We start from the raw sequence: 16,278 nt of genomic DNA, 5'->3' as shown, positions 1-16,278 counted from the left end.
CGCCGCAGCAAAGTTCAGCCCGGGTGAATCGTTGACTTTTTTAGTAGGAAATTTCGCCGCCGCTATTGAAACTCGGGTATATGCCCTCATTGCACAGAACACGCTTATGGATTCGGCAGGTTTTCGTTCGCTGGAAAAACCTGCCTCCTCATTCGGAGACGCAGGTTTATGAAGCAACTGTCCGACGTAAAATTTTCCACCCTCGATCTGGTGCCTGTGCGCGAAAACGGCAGCCCGGCGCAATCGCTGCGCAACTCGCTGGACCTGGCGCAGCATGTCGAAACGCTCGGCTACACGCGGTTCTGGGTGGCTGAACACCACAACATGGACGGCATTGCCAGTTCGGCAACCTCGGTGTTGCTGGGGTATCTGGCGGGCGGGACGTCGACCATTCGCGTCGGCTCCGGCGGCGTGATGCTGCCCAACCATGCGCCACTGGTGATCGCCGAGCAGTTCGGCACCCTCGAAAGTCTGTATCCGGGCCGCATCGACCTGGGGTTGGGCCGCGCTCCGGGGTCCGATCAGATGACCGCCCGCGCGTTGCGCCGTGAACGCTCCGGCAGCGCCGACGATTTCCCGGAAGATGTCGCCGAGCTGGCGCGTTTCCTCGGCCCGCGCACCCCGGATCAACGGGTGATCGCCATGCCGGGCACGGGCACCAATGTGCCGATCTGGCTGCTTGGTTCCAGCCTGTTCAGTGCGCAACTGGCCGGTGAGCGCGGTTTGCCCTACGCCTTTGCCTCGCATTTCGCCCCGCGTTTCATGCACGAGGCAATTCGGGTCTACCGCAACCACTTCAAGCCATCCGCCGTGCTCGACAAGCCTTACGTGATGCTCGGTGTGCCGCTGGTGGCGGCGGATACCGACGAGCAGGCCGATTACCTGGCGACTTCGGTGTACCAGCGCATTCTCGCGCTGATGCGTGGGCAAAGCCTGGTACAGCGTCCGCCGGTGAAAACCATGGACGGCCTGTGGTTACCGCATGAGCGTGAGGCAGTGGGGGATTTCCTCGGTCTGGCGATGGTCGGCAGTCCGCAGAAGATCCGCGCCAAGCTGGAGGTGTTGGTCGAGCAGACGCAGGCGGATGAACTGATCTTCACCTGTGATCTGTATGAACATGCCGATCGCCTGCATTCCTACGAACTGCTCGCAAAAGTCATGAAGGGCTGAAAAGCCCCTCACCCTAGCCCTCTCCCGGAGGGAGAGGGGACTGACCGGGTTGACTGTTCGAGGTACGCCGACCTGAAATATCCAGTCGTACTCAGGTTCTGAACGGCCCCCGATCTGCTCCCTTTCCCCTCTACCCCTTGGGGGAGCGGGCTGGGGTGAGCGGGTTCGATTTCAAATCCACCAAAAACCCGGACACAAAAAAGCCGACGCATTCGCGTCGGCTTTTGTATTTCAGGCGGTATCAGCCTACTTCTTGTAGACGATTTCCTTGGTGCCACCTTCGCAGGTGCCAACGACGTCGCCACCAGCGGCTGCACCCTTGTCGACAATCTCCAGCGAATACCCGGAAACGCCCTTGGCATCCAGCTTCGCCGCAATCTCGCTTTTCAGCTCTTCACAAGGCTTGCCGGCAGCAAACGCACCACCCGCAAGGCTCAACAAACCTACTGCCAACATGAACTTCTTCATCGGTCGCACTCCCTGGTCGGATTAAAAGAGGCGGGCATCGGACATTCACCCGATGCGCTCACCTTGTAGCGCTTTGCCATTCCTATGGCACTCGGCCAGCGCGCAAGTTCAGAAGCGTAGCCCAAACTCAGCTGCTGGCAATGCGGAAGCCGACTTTCAGCGTTACCTGGAAATGCGCAGCCTTGCCGTCCTTGATGTGGCCACGGGTCTCGACCACTTCAAACCATTCCAGGTGCTTGATGCTCTTGTTCGCTTCCGCCAGCGCGTTGTTGATGGCGTCTTCGATGCTGCTGGTGGACGAGCCGACCAGCTCGACTTTCTTGTACGTGTGATGGTCACTCATGGCGATCTCCTTGGCGTGTGAAATTGAGACTAGCAGTGATTTGCACTGTTGATTTCGGTGCCACGGCGCAAGCGAAGTTCAGATTTTCTGCACTTTCTCAAACCGCTGAAGTCCCAATCAACACACGCCACTCATCACCAATGCAGGAGAGCCACCATGGCCAACACCTCTTTACGTAAAGCCTCGTTGCAAAGCATGGAAGCCGAGATCGAGAGTCTGCTCAAATCGTTGGAAAGCCTGAAGGACGACGCTTCGGACGAGTCGCGCAAGACCCTCAAGGCGCTCAAAAGCAACGCTGAAAGTGCGCTGAAACATTCGCGCCACCTGCTCAGCGATGCCTACGAAGAAGTCAAAGTGAAAACCCGTGAGACCGGGATTGCCACTCGCGATTACGCTCAGGAACACCCTTGGACCACCGCTGGTGTGGCGGTCGGTGCAATCGGTCTGCTGGCCGCTTACCTGTTGTTCAAGCGCGGCGAGTGATCCGTCTGGCGCAGCTCGTTCTTGAGCCATTGCGCCAGTTGCCGGGCGCGCCCGTCTGCGGCGCGCTTGGGTAGCCACAACGCCAGTTGCGCCGGGGTTTCACAGAAGCCCCACGGCGCAACCAGGCGACCGGCTTTCAAATCTTCCTCTACCAATGGCTCTGGCGCGATCGCCACGCCGAGTCCGGCCACCGCGGCCTCCAGCAAATAATACAAATGCTCAAAACCTTGCCCGAGCTTCAACGCCTTGGCGTCGAGGTGGTTTTGCTGTGCCCAGCTCGGCCAGGCTTGTGGGCGAGAGGTGGTGTGCAGCAATGGTTCGCCGAGCAAGGCTGATGCCGGCGCGCTCTGCAGGCGTTGATAACCGCTGAACAACGGGCTCATCACCGGCCCGATGCGTTCTGCCGCCAGCTCATACACCTGCATGTCTGCCGGCCAGGGTGGTTCGGCGAACAGCAGCAAGGCGTCGAGTCCGGGACGCCGTGGATCAAGATCGCCTTCGCCGGCCGACAGGTGCAGACGCAAGTCCGGCAGGTCGGTATTCAGCCGGCCCAGACGTGGAATGAACCAGCGCGCCAACAGGCTGCCCGAGCAGCCGAGCACGAACGGCGCGTCAGCGGTGCTTTGCGTCAGCTCGGCACACACACTGCGCAACCGATCGAATGCTTCGCCGCTGGCATCCCGTAGCCGAACCCCGGCATCTGTGAGTTTCAGGCCGCGACCATCCTTGACGAACAGGCTCACGCCAAGATGCTCTTCGAGCACTTTGAGCTGGCGGCTGACCGCGCCGTGAGTGACGTGCAGCTGTTCGGCTGCCTGACTGACGCTGTTGAGCCGAGCGGTGGCTTCAAAGGCACGCAAGGCGTTCAGCGGGGGGAGGTCGTGGCTCATGATATCTGTGAGATTTCCTGACAGGTTGCGGCAATCTTATCGGTTTTCAGTCTGCAAGGTCAGGGGTAGAGTGGTCGTCATTGTCTTCTGACCCGAATTCACCTGGAGCAACTCATGACCCAGACTTCGAACACTTCCAATCTGCGCAGCGGCCCCGACGATAACGGCCTGTTCGGTGCGTTCGGTGGCCGCTACGTGGCCGAAACCCTGATGCCGTTGATCCTCGATCTGGCCCGCGAATACGAAACGGCCAAGGAAGATCCGGCGTTCAAAGAAGAATTGGCCTACTTCCAGCGTGACTACGTCGGGCGTCCGAGCCCACTGTATTTCGCCGAACGCCTGACCGAATTCTGCGGCGGCGCCAAGATCTACCTCAAGCGCGAAGAGCTGAACCACACCGGCGCGCACAAGATCAACAACTGCATCGGCCAGATCCTGCTGGCGCGGCGCATGGGCAAGAAACGCATCATCGCCGAAACCGGCGCCGGCATGCACGGCGTGGCGACGGCCACCGTGGCTGCGCGCTTCGGTCTGGACTGCGTGATCTACATGGGCACCACTGACATCGAACGTCAGCAGGCCAACGTGTTCCGCATGAAGCTGCTGGGCGCCGAAGTGATCCCGGTGGTGGCCGGCACCGGCACCCTGAAAGACGCGATGAACGAAGCGCTGCGTGACTGGGTGACCAACGTCGACAGCACTTTCTACCTGATCGGCACCGTGGCCGGCCCACACCCGTACCCGGCGATGGTGCGCGACTTCCAGGCCGTGATCGGCAAGGAAACCCGCGACCAGTTGCAAGCTCAGGAAGGTCGCCTGCCGGACAGCCTGGTGGCGTGCATCGGCGGTGGCTCCAACGCCATGGGCCTGTTCCACCCGTTCCTCGATGACAAGAGCGTCGAGATCATCGGCGTTGAAGCGGCCGGTTACGGCATCGAAACCGGCAAGCACGCGGCCAGCCTCAACGGCGGCGTGCCGGGTGTGTTGCACGGCAACCGCACCTTCCTGCTGCAGGACGACGATGGCCAGATCATCGACGCCCACTCGATTTCCGCCGGTCTGGACTATCCGGGCATCGGCCCCGAGCACGCCTGGTTGCATGACATCGGCCGCGTCCAGTACACCTCGGTGACCGACGACGAAGCCCTTGAAGCGTTTCACAAATGTTGCCGTCTGGAAGGGATCATTCCTGCACTGGAAAGCGCTCATGCGTTGGCTGAAGTGTTCAAACGCGCACCGAAACTGCCGAAGGATCACCTGATGGTGGTCAACCTGTCCGGCCGTGGCGACAAAGACATGCAGACCGTCATGCACCATATGGAACAGTCGAAGCAGGAGAAACACTGATGAGCCGCCTGCAAACCCGCTTTGCCGACCTCAAAGAACAGAACCGCGCTGCGCTGGTGACCTTCGTCACCGCCGGTGACCCGGACTACGCCACGTCGCTGGCGATCCTCAAAGGCCTGCCGGGCGCTGGCGCCGACGTGATCGAACTGGGCATGCCGTTCACCGACCCGATGGCCGACGGCCCGGCGATTCAACTGGCGAACATTCGTGCGCTGGGCGCCAAGCAGAATCTGGCGAAAACCCTGCAAATGGTCCGCGAGTTCCGCGAAGGCAACAGTGACACTCCGCTGGTATTGATGGGCTACTTCAACCCGATCCACATGTACGGTGTTGAGCGCTTCATCGCGGATGCCAAAGAGGCGGGCGTCGACGGTCTGATCGTGGTCGACATGCCGCCAGAGCACAACGCCGAACTGTGCGACCCGGCGCAGGCTGCCGGTCTGGACTTCATCCGCCTGACTACACCGACCACTGACGATGCGCGTCTGCCGAAGGTGCTCAACGGCAGTTCCGGTTTCGTTTACTACGTGTCGGTGGCCGGTGTGACCGGTGCCGGTGCGGCGACGCTGGAACACGTCGAAGAGGCGGTGACGCGTCTGCGTCGGCACACCGACCTGCCGATCAGCATCGGCTTCGGCATCCGCACGCCGGAGCAAGCGGCGTCCATCGCACGCTTGGCGGACGGTGTGGTGGTGGGCTCGGCATTGATCGACCACATCGCCAATGCAACCACGCCGGATCAAGCCATCGACGGTGTGCTGAGCCTGTGCTCGGCATTGTCCGAAGGGGTGCGTAAGGCCCGCGTCAGCTGAAGGTAAAGTTCCTGATACAGAGGAATTAGCGCCTCGCTACACAGCCTAAATGAGCAAGACCGAGGGATTCAGAACCACGTTCTGAATCCCTTTTTGCTGTTGGTGCAGTGAGGAAAAACCCGATGAAAATGCCGAAACGTCTGATTGCCGGACTGGGCGCTCTGATGATCAGCGCGACACCGCTGCTGGCCAGCGCCGATCCACGTGATGATCATGACCACGGCGGCCCGCAACCGGGCCATTACGAGAACCACGGTGACGATCACCGTGGTCCGCAGAACGACCACCGTGGCGGCCCGCCGCGCGATTTCGGACCGGTACGGCAGACCATCCGCGACAACCACGGTTACTTCGTGCGCGGTGCACCGCCACCGCCGGGCATCCATCTGGAACGCGGCCGGCCGTTGCCGCGCGGCTATTACGGCGAACGGCTGGACGGTCGGGCGCTGAGCCGCTTGCCGGTGTACCCAGGCTATGAATGGCGCCGGGCCGGGGGCGACATCGTGCTGATTGCTGTGGGCACCGGGATCATTTACGAAATTCTGGATGGGGTTTTGTATTGATGTAAGGAGAACACGTGTGGCGAGGGAACAAGCCCCTCGCCACAGGCATTGTTCCTTTTCGTGTATCAGGGCAGTTCCAGTCCGCCGGAAGCCTTGTGCAATTTGCGCAGATGTTCACCGATCTGTTTCACATTGGTTTCACTGGCTGCAATTTCGGCCGCGCGCTTGGGTTCCAGCAACTTGCGCACTTCCGCGTCCAGATCTCCGGACAGCGCCAGCAGTTTTTTCTGCCGCTGACTGCTTTCCGCTTCCAGGCGGCTGAACTCGGTCGGCTGTGGCAAGCCGTAACCGCGGCTGTCGAGCAATTCCGCCGGGCGGCTGAGGAAGCCACTGTTGGCGAGAATCTCCTGCAAGGTCGCATTGGCCTTGTCCATGCCGCCGTTTTCCAGCTCGCGAGCACCCAGGTAACGCTGCTTGACCTCATCCTGCGCCAGCAACAACTGACGGCGGTAACTGGCCTGCTCCAACAGCAGCAGGGCAGCACTGGTGCGCAGGTCAGCGCGCTCGAACCATTGCCGGCGCTCTTCGGCCGATAACGACAGCCACTCTTCAACGGTGTTCTGTTTGATCGGCAACTGCTTCTTCAACACATCGAACATCGCCTGGTAGCGGTCGCGGAACGAGTCGAAGCGATAGCCCAGGCGCAGCGCCTCTTTCGGATCATCCAGCACGCTGGTATCGGCCAGGCCACGGCCCTTGAGCACTTCCAGCAAACCGTTGGGCATGATGCTGTCCAGACCGACGAGTTGCGCGTTGTCGCTGCCGCTGCGCAACAGTTTCAGGCCTTCCACCGCGCAGTTGTTGGAGAGGAAGAAGTAGTTGCCGTCGTAGCTCCAGTGCATCTCGGCGGCGTGCTCGACCACCCCTTCGATTTCAGCGCGCGACAGGTTCAGCGGCACGGAGGCAAGGCTGCGCAGTTCGGTCTTGGTGTATTCGTCAATGACCTGGGCCAGCGGCAACACGAACAGGCGTGACGGATACTTGCCGACCAGTCCGTCCCAACTCGACAGTTGCACGTCGCCGACGAAGGCGCGATAGGACAGCACCAGATGCTGGTCCAGATCGAGTCGGCAGTCCGGTCCGCGCGGCCGACCCGGTGCGCAGATCACCAGGCGCAACATACTGTGGCCCCAGCGACTGACCCAGTTCTGATTGGCTTCGGCCAACAGATAGTCGACGGCGTAGACCCGCTCCGGATCGACCTGTCCCAAGGGTTGCTTGGCGAAGTCGTTACCGGCGTTCAGGAAGGCGAAGGTCTTGCTGCAGGTGTCCTTGGTCGGCGGCGCCCAGCCGAAGTGTTGCTGGTAATAGCGGTACAGCGCCGGACGCCGACAGGCGTAACTCGGGTCGAGGAGGAAATACTCCATGTTGACCGCGACGAATTCCTTCGGGCTGGAGATCTCGTACAGGTCCGGGCTGCGGGCAATCTGCCGATTGTGTTGTTCACGTTCCCCACGGCGACCGACGTACTGCTGCCATCCGGCGAGGTCGAGCAGGCGCGGATCATCGCTGAGGGTGAAGCGGCGGCCGTTCTGGCCACGACACTCATCGGGAATGCCGATCAGCCCGGCGCTGTTGAAACGCCGGGTGCAGCGCTGGATCAGCGTACGTTCGGCGCTGGGCCACAGGCGGGCGCGGTCATAGATGTGGGTGATTTCGTGCAGCACCGTGGCGAGCAGTTCCTGACGCACAGTGCCGTGGGGGCGATTGGTTTTCTCTTTGGCCGCACTGCCGTCGGTGAGGCCGGCGAGCAGTTTGCGGTTCAGATCGAGTTCCGCCACCAGCGTGGCCTGGCCATAGGCATTGCCGGGCATGTCGTCGGTCCAGCCGACATCAATGCGCCGGTCCAGCCGCTCGATGAAGCTGGGCGGCAGCTTCTGCAGGGCTTCATCGATCAGCGCCTGACTGGCCTGTTGCTGGGCAGGGCTCAGACCGTCGGTCTTGAGCCGCAGTTGCAGGCCCGCGTGGGCGCTGTTGCCAAGCAGCAACATCGTCCCGGCCAGTAGCCAGGCGCCGAGTGACTTCACAGTGCGAGGATGGCTTCGGCGAGTACCTGATCACTGGCGTCGCGTGCTTCCGGCACACGAGTGCGCAGAGTGTTGAGCGCAGCTTCGAGGTGCGCGCCACGGATCTCGCCGTTGGTGGCAACGAAACTGGCCGCGTCATCGTGGGCTTCGCGGATGATTTTCGAATCGCGAATCGACGTGGTGGTATCGGACGTGAAATCAATGGTGCGCTGGGAGGCACGAACGATGATGTTACTGGTGGCTACCAGGGTGTGCGCCTGGGCCACGTCGGCCAACAAAAACAGGCCAAGGGCGGCAGCAATCAGCGGGCTACGCATGGAACGACTCCGAAGGGGTAATGATAACTAGGGACTGGGATAACTATTGGACGAGAATTGCCTGTGCCAGTTCAAGGTCGCTGACATGAAGTTTTGGTCGGGATTTGCGCAGGTAATGCAGGGCGGATTCGAGCTGCGCGCCTCGCAATTCACCGTCACTGGCAACAAACGCCGCCGCGTCATCGTGAGCGGCGAGCAACAGTTTACGGTCGAATGGCGCAGAAGACACCATTCCGGTAGCCCATACCGTCACTACGGTGTTCTGGGTGGAAACATCGAAGGCATCGACCGACGTCGCCCAGCAGGCGCTGATCAAGGCAGAAGGTATAAGCAGGTTGGTCAGAAAACGCATGGGACTCGATAACGGTTAGCGAGTCTCAAGGCTAGCGCAATGCCCGGGCCAGAGCCAGCGGCGAAACATCGGGACACGGCTGGCGTGTCCCTGCTGGCCATGCGGATCAGATCGCCAGAATGGCTCGCGCCAGTTGATCGTCGGTGGCGTTCAGTTGCGGTGCCTGATGACGGATGAGGTCCAGGGCACTTTCCAGTTTCACGCCGCGGATCTGGCCTTGGCTGGCAACGAAGCTGGCCGCATCGTCACGGGCAGCGATCACGACTTTGTTGTCGCGCAGCGAAGAGCTGACGTCGGAGGTGGCGTCCGAAGAGGATTTCAGCGCGCCAACCACGGCGTCGGTGGTCACGATGAAGCTGGTTGCGCTGGCGTTGGCAGCCACGGCCAGCAAGGCGGCAGCGCTGAGCAGTCGAAGACGGGACATGGTGTATCTCCTGAAGGTAAACCGTATTGAGAAGTGGCTTGTGTCTGATGAGTCAGACGTGGGTACCAGAAGATTCGCCACGTTCTGCCATGGATATTAGGCCTGCGCGTGGGGTTAAAACAGTGGGCAGAATGCTAGCGCCAAAAAGGTTTCTCCAGTTCGTTGAGCCGATCGGCGTGACTGAGGCCCAGGTCCGCGAGATCACGTTGCTCAATCTGAGCCAGCAGACGCCTTGTCCTGGCGCGCTCCAGTGCTTGCCACACGCCACGTAGCAGGCGCCACAGCGGGTGTGGGCGAACAAGTGCTTGGACCGGAATTGCTGAAACATCCTGTAAGTCTTTCATGGCGCATTCCTTAAGCCGGGGAGGGTTAAGGACATACTCCGTCGAATACAGCGCGAGTAGCAGATACACTGATGCGAAATTGTACTGGTTCAAAATTGGCTTTTAGAAAACTGTACCTGTTAATCCACTGCGCCGCTGTACGGATGTTTTTCAAGCCCTGAAACGACAAAACCCGTTGCGGTTTCCCGCAACGGGTTTTGTTTGTTCAATTCGGGTGCTGGCGGTGGGTGTTGCGACCAGAGCCAGCGACGCTACTTAGCGCCAGAACGGCTTGCTCAGCTCTTCGTAGCGTTGTGCTTCGCTGATACCGGCGTCAGCCAGCAGACGCGAATCCAGACGAGCCAGTTGGTGGCGGCTGGAGATGCGGCGCTGCCACAACATCAGGTTGGCGATAACGCGCAGAGGCAGGGAAGCCTGGGATTTTGCAGCTTTGTCTTCGAAGAACAGTTCGGAACTGAGTGTACGTTCCATGGTTGACATCCTTCCGCTTGTGGCGGGATCAGGTAGTGGTTTAACTGGTGCCCATGATCCTCTCGTTTGCCAAGTCTCTCTAGATACAGTTCAACTGTATTGTGAGTGACCAGTTAACTGTTTATAGGGGGTGTACGGGTCAAAATTGAGCAAACTGTACCTGTCCGCACTTAAATAGTGCATTTTTGCTCAATTCGAAGGTTGGCGTAGGTAAAAGCTGTAGGAAAACACCGGTACAGCAGTACAGTTTTTGCCAGATGAGGCGGGTAGAAAAAACCGCTGACGCAAACTGTGTTTGCATCAGCGGTTGACTGTGCGAATTACACTGCCAGCATGCGCCCGGTTTCTTCCAGGTTCATGTGCCAGCTCAACGCTTCGCGCAGGATATGCGGGGTATGGCCACCGATGGCGCAGGCGGCGGTGAAGTAGTCATTCAGCGCCTGGCGATAATCCGGGTGTACGCAGTTGTCGATGATCACCCGTGCCCTTTCACGCGGCGCCAGGCCACGCAGGTCGGCCAGTCCGACTTCGGTCACGAGGATGTCGACGTCATGCTCGGTGTGGTCGACATGGCTGACCATCGGCACCACGCTGGAAATCGCGCCGCCCTTGGCGATCGACTTGGTTACGAACACCGCCAGGTGCGCGTTGCGCGCGAAGTCGCCGGAACCACCAATGCCGTTCATCATCCGCGTACCGCAGACATGGGTGGAGTTGACGTTACCGTAGATGTCGAACTCAAGCGCCGTGTTGATGCCGATGATGCCCAGGCGGCGCACCACTTCCGGATGATTGGAGATCTCCTGCGGACGCAGGACCAGTTTGTCCTTGTACTTCTCCAGATTGCCGAACACGTCGCTGTTGCGCCGCTCCGACAGGGTGATCGAGCTGCCTGAAGCAAAGCTCAGCTTGCCGGCATCGATCAGGTCGAAGGTCGAATCCTGCAGCACTTCGGAGTACATGGTCAGGTCTTCGAACGGCGAATCGATCAGGCCGCACATCACCGCGTTGGCAATGTTGCCGATTCCGGCCTGTAACGGACCGAGCTTGTTGGTCATGCGTCCGGCATCGACTTCTTGCTTGAAGAATGTGATCAGGTGCTCGGCGATGGCATTGGTGTCGGCGTCCGGGGTCGATACCGTGGACGGCGAATCCGCTTGCTGGGTGATCACGATAGCGACAATCTTCTCCGGCGGAATCGGGATCGCGGTACTGCCGATGCGGTCGTCGACTTTTACCAGCGGGATCGGTGTGCGCGTCGGGCGGTAGGTCGGGATATAGATGTCATGCAGGCCTTCGAGGTTGGCGTTGTGCGCCAGGTTGATCTCGACGATCACCTGCTTGGCGAAGATCGCGAAGCTTGCCGAGTTGCCCACCGAGGTGGTCGGCACGATGTGGCCCTGTTCGGTGAGGGCCACGGCTTCGATCACTGCGATGTCCGGCAGCTTCAATTGCTGGTTGCGCAATTGTTCGACGGTTTCCGACAAGTGTTGGTCGATGAACATGACTTCGCCGGCGTTGATTGCCTTGCGCAGGGTGCTGTCGACCTGGAACGGCATGCGGCGCGACAAAACGCCGGCCTCGGTCAGTTGCTTGTCGAGGTCGTTGCCCAGGCTGGCGCCGGTCATCAGGCTGATCTTCAGCGGCGTGACCTTGGCTCGCTCGGCCAGTGCGTGAGGGACGGCCTTGGCTTCGCCGGCGCGGGTGAAACCGCTCATGCCGACGGTCATGCCGTCTTCAATCAGAGCGGCGGCGTCGGCGGCGCTCATCACTTTATCCAACAACGAAGGCAGGCGAATACGGTCACGGTACATGGATTATTTTCTCGGGAAGCGAGTAGCAGGATGCGCAGTCTAGTGAATTTCGCGGGCGCCTGTCCCGCTACCAAGGTCGCAAACGAGGCGTCTATTTAGCGGGTTTCAAGTAAAACACCGTTACCGGATCTGCAACAACGCGGCAAATTGTCCAACGCTTTGCGCAAACAAAAACGCCCCGACAAGTCGGGGCGTCCTGTACAGCAGCGATGGATTACTCGACCGCTTTGACCATGTCTTCGATGACTTTTTTCGCGTCGCCGAACACCATCATGGTTTTGTCGAGGTAGAACAGTTCGTTGTCCAGACCGGCATAGCCGCTGGCCATCGAGCGCTTGTTGACGATGATGGTCTTGGCCTTGAACGCTTCGAGAATCGGCATGCCGGCAATCGGCGATTTCGGATCGTTCTTGGCGGCCGGGTTGACCACGTCGTTGGCGCCGAGTACCAACACCACGTCGGCCTGGCCGAACTCGGAGTTGATGTCTTCCATCTCGAACACCTGGTCGTAAGGCACTTCGGCCTCGGCGAGCAGGACGTTCATGTGTCCCGGCATACGACCGGCCACCGGGTGGATCGCATATTTGACGGTCACGCCACGGTGGGTCAGCTTCTCGGTCAGCTCTTTCAATGCATGCTGCGCACGGGCCACCGCCAGGCCATAACCCGGGACGATGATCACGGTGTCGGCGTTGGTCAGCAGGAAGGTCGCGTCGTCGGCCGAACCGGACTTCACCGGACGTGCTTCTTTCGCACCGGCCGGGCCAGCATCAGCCGTGTTGCCGAAACCGCCGAGCAGCACATTAAAGAAGGAACGGTTCATCGCCTTGCACATGATGTACGAGAGAATCGCACCGCTCGAACCCACCAAGGAACCGGCAATGATCAGCATCGAGTTGTTCAGCGAGAAGCCGATACCTGCCGCTGCCCAGCCCGAATAGCTGTTGAGCATCGACACCACCACCGGCATGTCGGCACCACCGATCGGGATGATGATCAGCACGCCCATCACGAACGCCAGCGCCAGCATCAGCGCGAACGCGGTGAGATTGCCGGTGAACATGAAAGTCAGGCCGAGTGCCAGTGTCGCCAGACCCAGTACGGCGTTCAGCTTGTGCTGACCGGCGAACTGTACCGGTGCGCCCTGGAACAGACGGAACTTGTACTTGCCCGACAGCTTGCCGAACGCGATTACCGAACCGGAGAAGGTGATCGCACCGATCGCCGCGCCGAGGAACAGCTCCAGACGGTTACCTGCCGGAATCGAGTCGCCCAGCTGTTTAACGATACCCAGCGATTGCGGCTCGACCACCGCAGCAATCGCGATGAACACTGCTGCCAGACCGATCATGCTGTGCATGAACGCGACCAGTTCCGGCATCTTGGTCATTTCAACGCGCTTGGCCATGATCGAACCGGCCGTGCCGCCGACCAGCAGGCCAACGATGACGTAACCGATACCGGCCGTGGCGAGCTCAGCCCCGAGCTTATAGATGAGGCCGACGGTGGTCAGGATTGCCAACGCCATGCCGAGCATGCCGAACAGGTTGCCGCGTCGCGAGGTGGTCGGGTGCGACAGGCCTTTGAGGGCCTGGATAAAGCAGATCGACGCGATCAGGTAGAGCGTCGTGACGAGATTCATGCTCATTACTTCGGCGCCTCTTCTTTTACTTTCGGGGCTTTCTTCTTGAACATCTCAAGCATGCGGCGGGTGACCAGGAAGCCACCGAAGACGTTGACCGCCGCCAGTGCCACGGCGAGGGTGCCCATGGTTTTGCCCAGCGGCGTGACGGTCAGCGCAGCAGCGAGCATGGCGCCGACGATCACGATCGCCGAGATGGCGTTGGTCACTGCCATCAATGGCGTGTGCAGCGCAGGTGTAACGTTCCAGACCACGTGGTAACCGACATAAATCGCCAGCACGAAGATGATCAGGTTGTAGATACCGGGGGAGATAAGCTCTTCCATCGTCTGAATCCCTGCTTAGGCGTTTTTGCGGATGACTTGGCCGTCGCGGCACATCAGGCACGCGGCGACGATGTCGTCTTCGAGGTTGACGTCGAACTGGCCTTCTTTGGTGAACACCAGCTTGAGGAAGTCCAGCAGGTTGCGCGCGTACAGTGCCGAGGCGTCTGCAGCGACTTCACCAGCCAGATTGGTCGGGCCGCAAATGGTCACGCCATTCTCGATCACGACTTGATCAGCCACAGTCAGCGGGCAGTTGCCGCCCTGAGCAGCGGCGAGGTCGATGACCACCGAGCCCGGTTTCATCTGCGCCACGGTGTCCGCGCTTAGCAGCGTCGGTGCCTTGCGGCCAGGAATCAGCGCGGTAGTGATGACGATGTCAGCCTGCTTGGCGCGCTCGTGCACGGCCTGGGCCTGACGCTGCATCCAGCTCGCCGGCATTGGCCGCGCGTAACCGCCGACACCGACCGCGCATTCGCGCTCTTCATCGGTCTCGTAAGGCACGTCGACGAACTTGGCGCCGAGGGACTCGATCTGCTCCTTCACCGCCGGACGCACGTCAGACGCTTCGATCACCGCACCCAGGCGTTTCGCCGTGGCAATCGCCTGCAATCCAGCCACGCCTGCGCCGAGAATCAGCACGCGCGCCGCTTTCACGGTGCCCGCAGCCGTCATCAGCATCGGCATGAAGCGCGGATAGTAGTGCGCGGCCAGCAACACGGCCTTGTAGCCGGCAATGTTCGCCTGCGACGACAGCACGTCGAGGCTCTGTGCGCGGGAGGTGCGCGGCGCCGCTTCGAGGGCGAACGCGGTGATCCCGCATTCGGCCATTTTGGCGATGGTTTCGTTATTGAACGGATTGAGCATTCCGACCAGCACCGCGCCGCGCTTGATCAGCGCCAGTTCGGCGTCGCTGGGGGCGACCACTTTGAGAATCAGCTCGGCACCGAACGCATCGTTGGCACTGCCAATGATCGCGCCCGCCGCTTCATAGGCACTGTCGACAACACTGGCTTTAACGCCGGCGCCGGTTTGCACAGTGACCTTATGACCTTGGCTGATCAGCTTTTTAATGGTTTCCGGGGTTGCAGCAACCCGTGTTTCACCGGTCTGGGTTTCGAGAGGAACACCAATGTGCACGTCAAATCTCCTGCGTGATCTTATTGAGTAAACCCAGGCACTGCGGATGGTGCGACTGGGGCGGCCGATCAGCACGATCCCGCCAAATCAGGGCGGGGCGCGGCATTTTGCAGGCGAACTTTATGCCCTTCAAGGGATTATGACGGGTGACGGAAAATTAACTACAAGTCATGCCGTGACCGAATGTCGCAGATAGCTAGTTCAATCCCTTGCAGGCCGTGCCTTGTAAGGATTCTGGCTGAATTTGAAAAAATTTCTCATCGGCGGCGTGAATAGGCCGTAATGAGTCGCGGATGGAGGCTCAAAGCCACGTCTTCAGGCGCTTGTGGGACGTCTGTACGACTTTCGGATACAGTCTGCGATTTTGCGACAAATACTTATATCTGTAGGGCTTTGATTTTCCTGACTACCGGGTTAGCAATCGCTGTAGGCCTTTATCCTTCTAGGCTGTAGCTATTTGCCTGGTTGACCAGCCAATCGCGAAATGCCTTGAGTGACGCCGATTCGACCTTTCGCTCAGGAATCATCAGGTAATAGGCCTTGATACTTGAGAGCGCATTGGGGTTGGCAATCACCAGGCGTTTCTCGGCTAATTCACGCTGAATCAGGAACGGTGGAATCAGCGCGATCCCCATATCGTGCATGGCGGCCTGAGCCAGCATGGAGAATAGCTCGTAGCGCGGACCTGTCATGTCGCGAGGAATATTCAAGTGTTGCGAGTTGAACCACTGGCGCCAGGCGTAGGGTCGGGTGGTTTGTTGCAGGAGTGGAAGATCGGCAATCTCGTCAGCTGTCAGATGCGTGTTTTTGCCCAGCAGGGCGGGACTGCATACCGGCATCGGATTTTCGCCCATCAGTCTGTGGGATTCGGTACCGGACCAATCGGCGTCGCCAAAGTAGATCGCCGCGTCAAAGTCAGTGTCGGCGAACAGGAACGGTCGGGTACGGTTGGTCAGGTTGACGGTCACCTCCGGATGCTTGAGCTGGAAGTCTTTCAGCCGGGGTAGCAACCATTGCGTGCCGAACGTCGGCACCACCGCCAGCTCGATTACGTTGGTGCCTTGCTGGCCCATCACCGACAGCGTATCGCGCTCGACGGCATCCAGTTGCGTGGCAACACGGCGGCTATAGGACAGTCCTGCTTCTGTCAGCTTTACGCCACGCCGCGAACGTCGGAACAGTTCCACGCTAAGGAAGTCCTCAAGGCTGGCGATCTGTCGGCAAATAGCACCTTGGGTGAGGGAAAGTTCTTCGGCTGCCTTGGTGAAGCTCTCGTGACGAGCGGCGGCCTCAAAGCTGATCAGAGCGGTAGTGCTGGGGATCTTCCTGCGCATGTACGTTAACCTCA

19 protein-coding genes are annotated in these 16,278 nt (G+C 60.0%); 5 read left to right on the top strand and 14 right to left on the bottom strand.

Annotated features, from left to right (window positions below; translation table 11 throughout):
- The first annotated feature begins 168 nt into the window (after positions 1-168).
- Positions 169-1,170, top strand: coding sequence for an LLM class flavin-dependent oxidoreductase (locus tag K5Y35_RS06855; RefSeq protein ID WP_222833954.1), 1,002 nt, complete (start codon positions 169-171; stop codon positions 1,168-1,170).
- A 246-nt stretch (positions 1,171-1,416) separates the two neighbouring features.
- Here the strand turns inward: K5Y35_RS06855 and K5Y35_RS06850 are convergent, their stop codons facing one another.
- Entirely contained in the window at positions 1,417-1,638 is a 222-nt protein-coding gene (locus tag K5Y35_RS06850; protein ID WP_222833953.1) for a DUF1161 domain-containing protein, read from the bottom strand.
- Between the two features lie 127 nt (positions 1,639-1,765).
- Positions 1,766-1,981 carry a dodecin gene (locus tag K5Y35_RS06845; RefSeq protein WP_027610201.1) on the bottom strand — a complete coding sequence of 72 codons (216 nt, stop codon included), beginning with the start codon at positions 1,979-1,981 and terminating at the stop codon, positions 1,766-1,768.
- Between the two features lie 156 nt (positions 1,982-2,137).
- On the opposite strand from K5Y35_RS06845, the gene K5Y35_RS06840 reads away from it, so the two are divergent.
- Positions 2,138-2,464: a YqjD family protein gene (locus K5Y35_RS06840; RefSeq protein WP_007911686.1), complete on the top strand. Its 327-nt coding sequence runs from the start codon at positions 2,138-2,140 to the stop codon at positions 2,462-2,464.
- Here the strand turns inward: K5Y35_RS06840 and K5Y35_RS06835 are convergent.
- Positions 2,437-3,354 carry a LysR family transcriptional regulator gene (locus K5Y35_RS06835; protein WP_222833952.1) on the bottom strand — a complete coding sequence of 306 codons (918 nt, stop codon included), beginning with the start codon at positions 3,352-3,354 and terminating at the stop codon, positions 2,437-2,439. The two genes, K5Y35_RS06840 and K5Y35_RS06835, sit on opposite strands and share 28 nt — an antisense overlap.
- A 114-nt stretch (positions 3,355-3,468) precedes the next feature.
- Here K5Y35_RS06835 and trpB point away from each other — a divergent pair, with 114 nt between their 5' ends.
- The 3 genes from trpB (at position 3,469) to K5Y35_RS06820 (ending at position 6,076) form a co-directional block, all read left to right on the top strand.
- Positions 3,469-4,701 (top strand): tryptophan synthase subunit beta, encoded by a 1,233-nt coding sequence (gene trpB / locus K5Y35_RS06830; protein ID WP_123470272.1) that lies wholly within the window; start codon positions 3,469-3,471, stop codon positions 4,699-4,701.
- Complete coding sequence (gene trpA / locus K5Y35_RS06825; RefSeq protein WP_123470274.1) at positions 4,701-5,513, top strand: tryptophan synthase subunit alpha; 813 nt, start codon at positions 4,701-4,703, stop codon at positions 5,511-5,513. Before trpB ends, trpA begins: the two co-directional genes overlap by 1 nt.
- Positions 5,514-5,635: 122 nt before the next feature.
- Positions 5,636-6,076 (top strand): anti-virulence regulator CigR family protein, encoded by a 441-nt coding sequence (locus tag K5Y35_RS06820; RefSeq protein ID WP_123470276.1) that lies wholly within the window; start codon positions 5,636-5,638, stop codon positions 6,074-6,076.
- Between the two features lie 65 nt (positions 6,077-6,141).
- On the opposite strand, the gene K5Y35_RS06815 is transcribed toward K5Y35_RS06820, so the two are convergent.
- The 11 genes from K5Y35_RS06815 to K5Y35_RS06765 all read right to left on the bottom strand — a co-directional run bounded on the left by K5Y35_RS06815 (position 6,142) and on the right by K5Y35_RS06765 (position 16,264).
- Complete coding sequence (locus K5Y35_RS06815) at positions 6,142-8,103, bottom strand: DUF4105 domain-containing protein (RefSeq protein ID WP_222833951.1); 1,962 nt, start codon at positions 8,101-8,103, stop codon at positions 6,142-6,144.
- On the bottom strand, positions 8,100-8,420 hold the full coding sequence (locus tag K5Y35_RS06810) for a DUF2388 domain-containing protein (RefSeq protein WP_123470280.1): 321 nt from the start codon (positions 8,418-8,420) through the stop codon (positions 8,100-8,102). The genes K5Y35_RS06815 and K5Y35_RS06810 overlap by 4 nt, the downstream gene beginning before the upstream one ends.
- Before the next feature lie 43 nt (positions 8,421-8,463).
- A complete protein-coding gene (locus K5Y35_RS06805) occupies positions 8,464-8,772 on the bottom strand; it encodes a DUF2388 domain-containing protein (RefSeq protein ID WP_123470282.1) in 309 nt (102 codons plus the stop codon).
- A gap of 106 nt (positions 8,773-8,878) precedes the next feature.
- Positions 8,879-9,196, bottom strand: a complete 318-nt coding sequence (locus tag K5Y35_RS06800) for a DUF2388 domain-containing protein (RefSeq protein ID WP_123470284.1) — start codon at positions 9,194-9,196, stop codon at positions 8,879-8,881.
- Positions 9,197-9,330: 134 nt separating this feature from the next.
- The gene (locus K5Y35_RS06795; protein ID WP_222833950.1) at positions 9,331-9,540 is read right to left on the bottom strand and encodes a DUF1127 domain-containing protein; all 210 of its coding nucleotides are present in this window, start codon (positions 9,538-9,540) and stop codon (positions 9,331-9,333) included.
- Between the two features lie 255 nt (positions 9,541-9,795).
- A complete protein-coding gene (locus K5Y35_RS06790) occupies positions 9,796-10,011 on the bottom strand; it encodes a DUF1127 domain-containing protein (protein WP_041074721.1) in 216 nt (71 codons plus the stop codon).
- 320 nt (positions 10,012-10,331) lie between these two features.
- Positions 10,332-11,825, bottom strand: coding sequence for an acetyl-CoA hydrolase/transferase family protein (locus K5Y35_RS06785; protein ID WP_222833949.1), 1,494 nt, complete (start codon positions 11,823-11,825; stop codon positions 10,332-10,334).
- A gap of 214 nt (positions 11,826-12,039) precedes the next feature.
- Positions 12,040-13,473, bottom strand: a complete 1,434-nt coding sequence (locus K5Y35_RS06780) for an NAD(P)(+) transhydrogenase (Re/Si-specific) subunit beta (RefSeq protein ID WP_007911651.1) — start codon at positions 13,471-13,473, stop codon at positions 12,040-12,042.
- The gene (locus tag K5Y35_RS06775) at positions 13,473-13,793 is read right to left on the bottom strand and encodes an NAD(P) transhydrogenase subunit alpha (protein ID WP_003187417.1); all 321 of its coding nucleotides are present in this window, start codon (positions 13,791-13,793) and stop codon (positions 13,473-13,475) included. The genes K5Y35_RS06780 and K5Y35_RS06775 overlap by 1 nt, the downstream gene beginning before the upstream one ends.
- Positions 13,794-13,808: 15 nt before the next feature.
- Entirely contained in the window at positions 13,809-14,930 is a 1,122-nt protein-coding gene (locus tag K5Y35_RS06770) for a Re/Si-specific NAD(P)(+) transhydrogenase subunit alpha (RefSeq protein WP_123470291.1), read from the bottom strand.
- Positions 14,931-15,364: 434 nt separating this feature from the next.
- On the bottom strand, positions 15,365-16,264 hold the full coding sequence (locus tag K5Y35_RS06765; protein ID WP_123470293.1) for a LysR family transcriptional regulator: 900 nt from the start codon (positions 16,262-16,264) through the stop codon (positions 15,365-15,367).
- Between the last annotated feature and the right edge of the window lie 14 nt (positions 16,265-16,278).

Source organism: Pseudomonas sp. SC3(2021), assembly GCF_019856535.1.
Taxonomy (GTDB): domain Bacteria; phylum Pseudomonadota; class Gammaproteobacteria; order Pseudomonadales; family Pseudomonadaceae; genus Aquipseudomonas; species Aquipseudomonas monsensis.
This window is presented reverse-complemented; position numbering and strand designations above follow the sequence as displayed.

Excerpts from the sequence above, each read along its gene's own strand:
- K5Y35_RS06765 (WP_123470293.1), bottom strand. The coding sequence starts at position 16,264 with ATGCGCAGGAAGATCCCCAGCACTACCGCTCTGATCAGCTTTGAGGCC.
- K5Y35_RS06820 (WP_123470276.1), top strand. The coding sequence starts at position 5,636 with ATGAAAATGCCGAAACGTCTGATTGCCGGACTGGGCGCTCTGATGATC.
- K5Y35_RS06780 (WP_007911651.1), bottom strand. The coding sequence starts at position 13,473 with ATGAGCATGAATCTCGTCACGACGCTCTACCTGATCGCGTCGATCTGC.
- K5Y35_RS06840 (WP_007911686.1), top strand. The coding sequence starts at position 2,138 with ATGGCCAACACCTCTTTACGTAAAGCCTCGTTGCAAAGCATGGAAGCC.
- K5Y35_RS06850 (WP_222833953.1), bottom strand. The coding sequence starts at position 1,638 with ATGAAGAAGTTCATGTTGGCAGTAGGTTTGTTGAGCCTTGCGGGTGGT.
- K5Y35_RS06805 (WP_123470282.1), bottom strand. The coding sequence starts at position 8,772 with ATGCGTTTTCTGACCAACCTGCTTATACCTTCTGCCTTGATCAGCGCC.
- K5Y35_RS06845 (WP_027610201.1), bottom strand. The coding sequence starts at position 1,981 with ATGAGTGACCATCACACGTACAAGAAAGTCGAGCTGGTCGGCTCGTCC.
- K5Y35_RS06800 (WP_123470284.1), bottom strand. The coding sequence starts at position 9,196 with ATGTCCCGTCTTCGACTGCTCAGCGCTGCCGCCTTGCTGGCCGTGGCT.
- K5Y35_RS06795 (WP_222833950.1), bottom strand. The coding sequence starts at position 9,540 with ATGAAAGACTTACAGGATGTTTCAGCAATTCCGGTCCAAGCACTTGTT.
- K5Y35_RS06790 (WP_041074721.1), bottom strand. The coding sequence starts at position 10,011 with ATGGAACGTACACTCAGTTCCGAACTGTTCTTCGAAGACAAAGCTGCA.
- K5Y35_RS06810 (WP_123470280.1), bottom strand. The coding sequence starts at position 8,420 with ATGCGTAGCCCGCTGATTGCTGCCGCCCTTGGCCTGTTTTTGTTGGCC.
- K5Y35_RS06775 (WP_003187417.1), bottom strand. The coding sequence starts at position 13,793 with ATGGAAGAGCTTATCTCCCCCGGTATCTACAACCTGATCATCTTCGTG.
- K5Y35_RS06785 (WP_222833949.1), bottom strand. The coding sequence starts at position 11,825 with ATGTACCGTGACCGTATTCGCCTGCCTTCGTTGTTGGATAAAGTGATG.
- K5Y35_RS06855 (WP_222833954.1), top strand. The coding sequence starts at position 169 with ATGAAGCAACTGTCCGACGTAAAATTTTCCACCCTCGATCTGGTGCCT.
- trpB (WP_123470272.1), top strand. The coding sequence starts at position 3,469 with ATGACCCAGACTTCGAACACTTCCAATCTGCGCAGCGGCCCCGACGAT.
- K5Y35_RS06835 (WP_222833952.1), bottom strand. The coding sequence starts at position 3,354 with ATGAGCCACGACCTCCCCCCGCTGAACGCCTTGCGTGCCTTTGAAGCC.
- trpA (WP_123470274.1), top strand. The coding sequence starts at position 4,701 with ATGAGCCGCCTGCAAACCCGCTTTGCCGACCTCAAAGAACAGAACCGC.